This window comes from Kitasatospora sp. NPDC059817, assembly GCF_042731835.1.
In the GTDB taxonomy this organism is placed as follows: Bacteria; Actinomycetota; Actinomycetes; order Streptomycetales; family Streptomycetaceae; genus Kitasatospora.
This window is the reverse complement of sequence record NZ_JBHWIR010000132.1, coordinates 1-6,161: the sequence shown is the minus strand read 5'-3', so window position 1 is coordinate 6,161 and position 6,161 is coordinate 1. Positions and strand designations below refer to the sequence as shown.

Genomic DNA, 6,161 nt, shown 5'->3' with positions numbered 1-6,161 from the left:
GGGGGCGTGGGCGGGCGGCGGGGGGGGGCGGGGGGGGGGGCGCGCCCGCGGGGGGGGGGCGGGGGGGCGGGGGCCCCCGGCCCCGGCGCGCGCCCCCTCGGCGGTCCCGCCGGCCGTCCTCGGCCGGACAGGACCCTAGCTCCTGCGCATGGCGGCCTTGACCTCCTCGGCGCTGGCGGCCAGCAGCTCCCGGATCTCCGGGCGGGGGTGGTCGGTGGCCCACTGTGCGAGCTGGATCATCTTCTCGGCCGTCGGGTTGATGTGATGGGTGTCGGGGTCGTTGAAGCCCAGCGCGGGCAGCATCCAGTCCGACTCCCGCACCCGCTGCTCCAGGGTGGCGGCGGCCTCCTCGGCCGTCATCCGCTTGGCGTCCACGGCCTCGCACAGCTCGGTGAGCTCGTCGAAGGCCTCCTTGTAGAAGTCCAGCGGGCACCACAGCCCCGGGTACGGGTTGTCGTCCAGGGCCTGGCAGTGCGTGTCGTCACCGGTCTCCTTGGTCGCGGTCAGCGCGTTGAGGATGCGCTTGCCGCCGATCACGCTGGCCGAGGCCCAGATCCGGAACACCGAGTTCCACAACGGGTAGTGGGAGAAGGAGATGAACGAGTTGTTCACCAGCCGGTCGTTGTAGTCCAGCAGGCCCTGCTCCAGCCGCTCCACGTAGGCGAACCGCTCCAGCGAGAAGTCGTCCTCGCGCAGCGCCGCCATCAGCCGCCAGGACAGCGCGTTGATGATCTCGCAGGTGTTGGACAGCCCCCGGGAGAACAGCGGGTCGATGAACCCGGCCGCGTGCGACATCAGGCACCAGCGCTCGCCGACCGTCCGGGTCGAGGAGTACTGCATCCGGTCCGTCCGGACCCACTCGCGCACGCTCCGGGCGCCCTCCAACTGCCGCCGCACCGCGGGGAAGCGGTCCACGTGGGACCAGAACTCCTCCTCGGCGGTGAGGTCCTGGCGCGCCGGGTACGTCCTCGGGTCGAGCTGGATGCCCACGCTGCACAGGGGATTGGTTGCCCCGGGGTGGTTGTCGAACGGGATGATCCACATCCAGCCGCGCTCGAAGATGTGGTGCATCGTCCCGTCGTTCCACGGCACCGGCGGACGCAGCCCGTCGGGCGTGTCCAGGTGGTCGTCGATCGCCTCCACCCCGACCATGTGCGTGAAGATCGAGCGCGCGTGGTGCTTGAGCCGGCTGGGCTCCTCCCGCAGCCCCAGCTGCTTGGCCAGCGGCGAGCGGAACCCGCTGGCGTCGACCAGGTAGCGGGCGCGGTAGCTGCTGCCGTCCGCGCCGACCACCGTGACCCCGTCGTCGTCGAGGTCGACGCGCTCCACCCGGTAGTCCTGCCGCGCGTCGCAGCCGTAGCGGACAGCGGTGTGGAACATGTACGCGTCGGTGTCCTGCCGGAAGAAGTGCGCGGCGTTGCCGACGATCCCGGGGATGCGGAACTGGCTGGTGAGGTTCGGGTCCGGCTCCTCGCCGTCCTCGTGGAACATGAACCCGAAGTTGCTCTTCTGCCCGTGCGCGCTGCTCACGTTGGCCAGCACGTCCTCGAAGCTCGCCAGGTGGGCGATCTCCGGGATCCCGTACCGGTCGGCGATCAGCCGCAGCACCACCAGCGTCTGCCCGATGGTCGACTCGCCGACGGCGAACCGGGGGTGGTGGGTGCCGTCGAGCAGCAGGACGCGGAAGTCCTGCTTGGCCAGGATCGAGCCGAGCATGGTGCCCGACAGGCCGGTGCCGACGATGACCACGTCGTACGGCTGTTCCGCCTGCGGTGCGGCGTGCTCCGTCACGTCGTTCTCCCTTCCGTTCAGGCGGACTTGACGCCGATGGCGAAGTGGTCCCGGGTGATGGTGTCGGTGGCGGTCACCCGGTCGACCGTGAAGCCGGCCTCCTCCAGGTAGTCGCGGGCCTGCTGGAGCGAGTACGCGGAGCTGTCGTCCCGGATCATGGTGTGGTTGATCCGTTGCAGCAGGACCTCCGGGTCCCGCTCGTCCGGGTCGATCATGGCGTCGTAGAGCACCACCGCGCCGCCGGGCCGCACCGCCTTGTGGGCGCGCCGCAGCAGCTCCCGGCGGTCGTCGACCGGCCAGTCGGGCAGCACGTGGCCGAGGATCACCACATCGGCCTCCGGCATCGGGGAGGCGAAGAAGTCGCCGCCGTGGAAGGTGACCCGGTCGGCCGTCCCGGCCGTGCTCACCAGCTCGTCGAAGAGCGGGCGCAGCGCCGGCAGGTCGAAGACGGCGCCCCGCAGGTGCGGGTGGGCCGAGGCGATCCGGGAGGCCACGTTGCCGCGCGCGCCGCCGACGTCCACGAAGGACGTGTAGCGGCTCCAGTCGAGCTGGCGGGCCAGCTCGTCCGCGGTGAACCCGTTGTGGGCGTCCATGTGCGCCATGACCTGGCGGGCGCGGTCGAGGTCCTCGTAGTGCTTGGGGTAGGCCAGCGGACCCTGCGCGGCGACGGCGGACTTGGCCTTGCCGTCGCGCAGCGCGTCGGTCAGCTGCGCCCAGGCGTGGAAGTGCAGCCGGGCGTGCTGCTGGGCGGTGCCGCCCAGGTAGGTCGGAGCGTCCGGGAGCAGGAACTCCTCGGCGAGCGGGGCGGCGCGGTAGCGGCCGTCCTCGGCCGTCAGCAGGTCGAGGCCGACCAGGGCGTCCAGGAAGTCCTTGAACAGCCGGTGGTTGACGCCCAGTTCGGACCGGATCTCGTCGACGCCGGCGGAGCGGTCCGCCAGTAGCTCGAAGAGGCCGAGCTCCACCGCGCTCTGGAGCGCCTTCGCTTGGAAGTAGGCGGTGTTGAGTGCGACGATCCGGCGCGCGCGGGCGGCGGGGCTGCCGGTGACTGAAGTCATCTTCTCCCTCTCTCGGTGTGCTGCGGGTGTCGTGCGGGTCGTGCGGGTCGTGCGGTTCTCAGGCGGCGCCGAACCAGGTGGTCGCGGCGTGGCGGAGCTCCTCGCGCCGCGCCGGGGGCCCGGCCCAGGCGACGTAGCCGTCAGGGCGGATCAGGAAGGCGAGGTCGGGCTCCGCGCCCGCGACCTTGGCGGTCACGGTGGTGACGCGGTCGGCCCAGGCGGCCAGTGGCGAGGCGGCCGGTGGCGAGGCGGCCGGTGGCGAGGCGGCCGGTCCGGGTTCGGGCAGCAGCAGCAGCCCGCGCGCCTCGGTGAAGCAGCCGCTGATCCGTCGGCCGCCCCCGGCGGTGAGCAGGTCGGCGTCCGGCATCCGGCGCCCGACCGACGGGTGGTCACCCGTCCCGTAGGCGACGTCGAAGCCGGACAGCATCCCGGCGATGTGGCGGTTGGTGTCCGGCAGTGCCATCAGCTCGCGGAAGGTCTGGCGCAGCGCGTCGTACCTCGGGTCCGGGTCGATCAGCACGGCCTGGGTCCGGGTGTTGCGCACCACGCCGTCGGCGACCGGGCGCCGCTCGCCCTGGTAGCTGTCCAGCAACTCCTCGCCGCCCTGGCCGCGTACCACGGACGCGAGCTTCCAGCCGAGGTTCACCGCGTCCTGGATGCCGAGGTTGAGCCCCTGCCCGCCGGCCGGCAGGTGGATGTGCGCCGCGTCGCCGGCCAGCAGCACCCGGCCGCTGCGGTACGCCCCGGCCAGCCGGGAGACGTCGGTGAGCCGGGACAGCCAGGTGACGTCGTGCATCCCGTGGTCGCCGCCGGTGTGCTCGACCAGGGCCGCGCGCATCTCCTCCTCGGTGACCGGCGCGTTGCGGTCGGGGAAGGGCTCGCCGAACCAGGCGACGGTGGCCCGGTAGACGTCCGGCTTGTGCTGGAAGGCGCCGAACCAGGACCTCTTCTCCGGGTTGACCAGACCCACCGGGCGCATCGGCCCCAGTCCCTCACCGCGCGGCAGCTCACCTCGGAACCGCATGTCCCCGATCAGCGCGTACATGTGCGGGTCCTGGCCGGTGAAGGCGATCCCCGCCTGCCGGCGTACGGTACTGCCGCCGCCGTCGCAGCCGACCAGGTAGCGCGCCCGGACGCTGCCGGTCCCGGTCTCGACGGTCACGCCGTCCTCGTCCTGGGTGAAGCCGGTGACGGGAGCGCCCCGGACGATCCGCACGCCGAGTTCCCGCGCCCGCTCGGCCAGCAGCTCCTCCGTGCGCAGCTGCGGCACCAGCAGCACGTACGGGTGCCGGGTGTCGAACTCCTCGAACCGCATCGGCACGCCCAGGCTGGCGAAGTTGCCGCCCTTGAGCAGGCCCGCGCCCTCCAGGAACCGGTCGAGCAGCCCGCGCAGTTCCAGCAGTTCCACGGTGCGGCCCTGCATGCCCATGGCCTTCGAGTGTTTCTCCGGCTCCTCCCTACGCTCCACCACCAGCGTCCGGGCACCGCCCAACGCCAGCTCGCAGGCGAGCATCAGGCCCGTCGGCCCCGCACCCGCCACCACCACATCGCAGTCCATCGCGCCCTCCGCTGCCGGCTCCTGTACGACGGGCCCACCGTGCCAGCGCCGCTTCGAGCCGGTGTCCAGCGCTCTTGGCAGCCCTGGCGCGGGCGGGGCACGAAAGCGGCTCGAAGGGCGACGCCTAGCGTCGGCGGAATCCCTGATCCGACCGATGTGAGGACCCGTCATGCCCTTCACCGCGAACGAGGCCGCCTATCTGGCCTCGCAGTCGCTAGCCCGCCTGGCCACCGTGGACGGTCGCGGGCAGCCGCACGTCGTCCCGCTCGGCTTCCACTACAACGCCGGCCTCGGCACCATCGATGTGACCGGTCGCGGCATGGCCCGCAGCCTCAAGTACCGCCACGTGCAGGAGAATCCGAAGGTCTCGCTGGTCGTGGACGACGTGCTGGACCCGGCGGACTGGGTGGTCCGGGGCCTGGAGATCCGCGGCACCGCGCAGGCGCTCCCCACCGGCGGCAAGGAGGTCCTGCCGCACGTCGACGACGAGCTGATCCGGATCACCCCGGAGCGGATCGTCTCCTGGGGCATCGACTCCGACTGCCAGGCGACGCCGCTGGCCCGCACCGTCGCGAAGGGGGCCCGGGCATGATCGAGCGGCTGCCGAAGTTCCCCTGGGACGTCCTGTTCCCCTACCGCAAGCTCGCCGCCGCCCACCCCGACGGGCTGGTCAACCTGGCGCTCGGCGACCCGGTGGACCGGACGCCGGCCGTCGTCCGCGCGGCCCTGGCCGCCGCCGCGGACGCCCCCGGCTACCCGTCCACGGAGGGTACGCCGCAGCTCCGCGAGGCCGTCGCGGCATGGCTGCTGCGGCGCGAGGGCGTGAGCGTGGACCCGTCCGCGGTGATCCCCGCGGTCGGCACCAAGGAGCTGATCGCCTGGCTGCCCACCATGCTCGGCCTGGGCCCCTCCGACGTCGTCCTGGTGCCCGAACTCGCCTTCCCCACGTACGAGGTGAGCGCCCGGCTGGCGGGTGCCCGGCTGGTCCGGACGGCCTCGCCGCTGGACTACGACGGCCCCGCCCCCAGGGTGGTCTGGCTGAACTCCCCGTCCAACCCGGAGGGCCGCGTCCTCGGCACCGCCGAGCTGCGCGCGATCGTCGGCTGGGCGCGGGAACGCGGCGCCCTCGTGGTGAACGACGAGTGCTACCTCGACCACGTCTGGGAGGGCGAGACCCGCTCGGTGCTGCACCCCGAGATCAGCGGTGGCAGCCACGAGGGGGTCCTGGCCGTGCACTCGCTCTCCAAGCGCTCCAACCTGGCCGGCTACCGGGCCGGGTTCGCTGCCGGGGACCCGGCGGTGATCGCCACGCTGCTGGAGGTGCGCAAGCACGCCGGACACATGGTGCCCGCCCCGGTGCAGGCCGCCATGGTGGCGGCGCTCGGCGACGACTCGCACCTGGCGGGGCAGCGCGGGAGCTACGCCCGGCGGCGGGCCGTGCTGCGCGCGGCGCTGCTGGAGTGCGGCTTCCGGATCGACCACTCGGTGGGCGCGCTCTTCCTCTGGGCGACCAGGGACGAGCCCTGCTGGGTGACGGTGGGCGCGCTGGCTGAGCTCGGCATCCTGGTGGCGCCCGGGGAGTTCTACGGCGAGGCGGGCGCGCGGCACGTCCGGGTGGCGGTCACCGAGACCGACGAGCGGGTCGAGCAGGCGGTGAAGCGGCTCGCCGCGGCCTTCTGACGGACGGAGTGGACGACGGCGTGGGGGGGCGCGCCCCCGCGCGGGGGGGCGGGGGCCCCGAGCCCCCGACCAGCGCG

The 6,161-nt window shown here is 73.1% G+C and carries 5 protein-coding genes; 2 read left to right on the top strand and 3 right to left on the bottom strand.

What is annotated here, in order from left to right:
- Window positions 1-135: 135 nt before the first annotated feature.
- From ACFV61_RS25050 to ACFV61_RS25040, 3 genes are read right to left on the bottom strand one after another with little or no spacing between them, the layout of a single operon-like run.
- Complete coding sequence (locus ACFV61_RS25050) at window positions 136-1,791, bottom strand: NAD(P)/FAD-dependent oxidoreductase (RefSeq protein WP_380346393.1); 1,656 nt, start codon at window positions 1,789-1,791, stop codon at window positions 136-138.
- Between the two features lie 17 nt (window positions 1,792-1,808).
- A complete protein-coding gene (locus ACFV61_RS25045) occupies window positions 1,809-2,846 on the bottom strand; it encodes a methyltransferase (RefSeq protein WP_380379904.1) in 1,038 nt (345 codons plus the stop codon).
- A gap of 58 nt (window positions 2,847-2,904) precedes the next feature.
- Entirely contained in the window at window positions 2,905-4,404 is a 1,500-nt protein-coding gene (locus ACFV61_RS25040; protein ID WP_380493987.1) for an FAD-dependent monooxygenase, read from the bottom strand.
- A gap of 169 nt (window positions 4,405-4,573) precedes the next feature.
- On the opposite strand from ACFV61_RS25040, the gene ACFV61_RS25035 reads away from it, so the two are divergent.
- Window positions 4,574-4,996 (top strand): PPOX class F420-dependent oxidoreductase, encoded by a 423-nt coding sequence (locus tag ACFV61_RS25035; RefSeq protein WP_380379910.1) that lies wholly within the window; start codon window positions 4,574-4,576, stop codon window positions 4,994-4,996.
- Window positions 4,993-6,084, top strand: a complete 1,092-nt coding sequence (gene dapC / locus ACFV61_RS25030; protein ID WP_380379913.1) for a succinyldiaminopimelate transaminase — start codon at window positions 4,993-4,995, stop codon at window positions 6,082-6,084. The genes ACFV61_RS25035 and dapC overlap by 4 nt, the downstream gene beginning before the upstream one ends.
- The last annotated feature ends 77 nt before the right edge of the window (window positions 6,085-6,161 follow it).

What these genes read in the sequence shown, in the direction of transcription:
- ACFV61_RS25045 (WP_380379904.1), bottom strand. Translation starts at nt 2,846, where the DNA reads ATGACTTCAGTCACCGGCAGCCCCGCCGCCCGCGCGCGCCGGATCGTC.
- ACFV61_RS25035 (WP_380379910.1), top strand. Translation starts at nt 4,574, where the DNA reads ATGCCCTTCACCGCGAACGAGGCCGCCTATCTGGCCTCGCAGTCGCTA.
- dapC (WP_380379913.1), top strand. Translation starts at nt 4,993, where the DNA reads ATGATCGAGCGGCTGCCGAAGTTCCCCTGGGACGTCCTGTTCCCCTAC.
- ACFV61_RS25040 (WP_380493987.1), bottom strand. Translation starts at nt 4,404, where the DNA reads ATGGACTGCGATGTGGTGGTGGCGGGTGCGGGGCCGACGGGCCTGATG.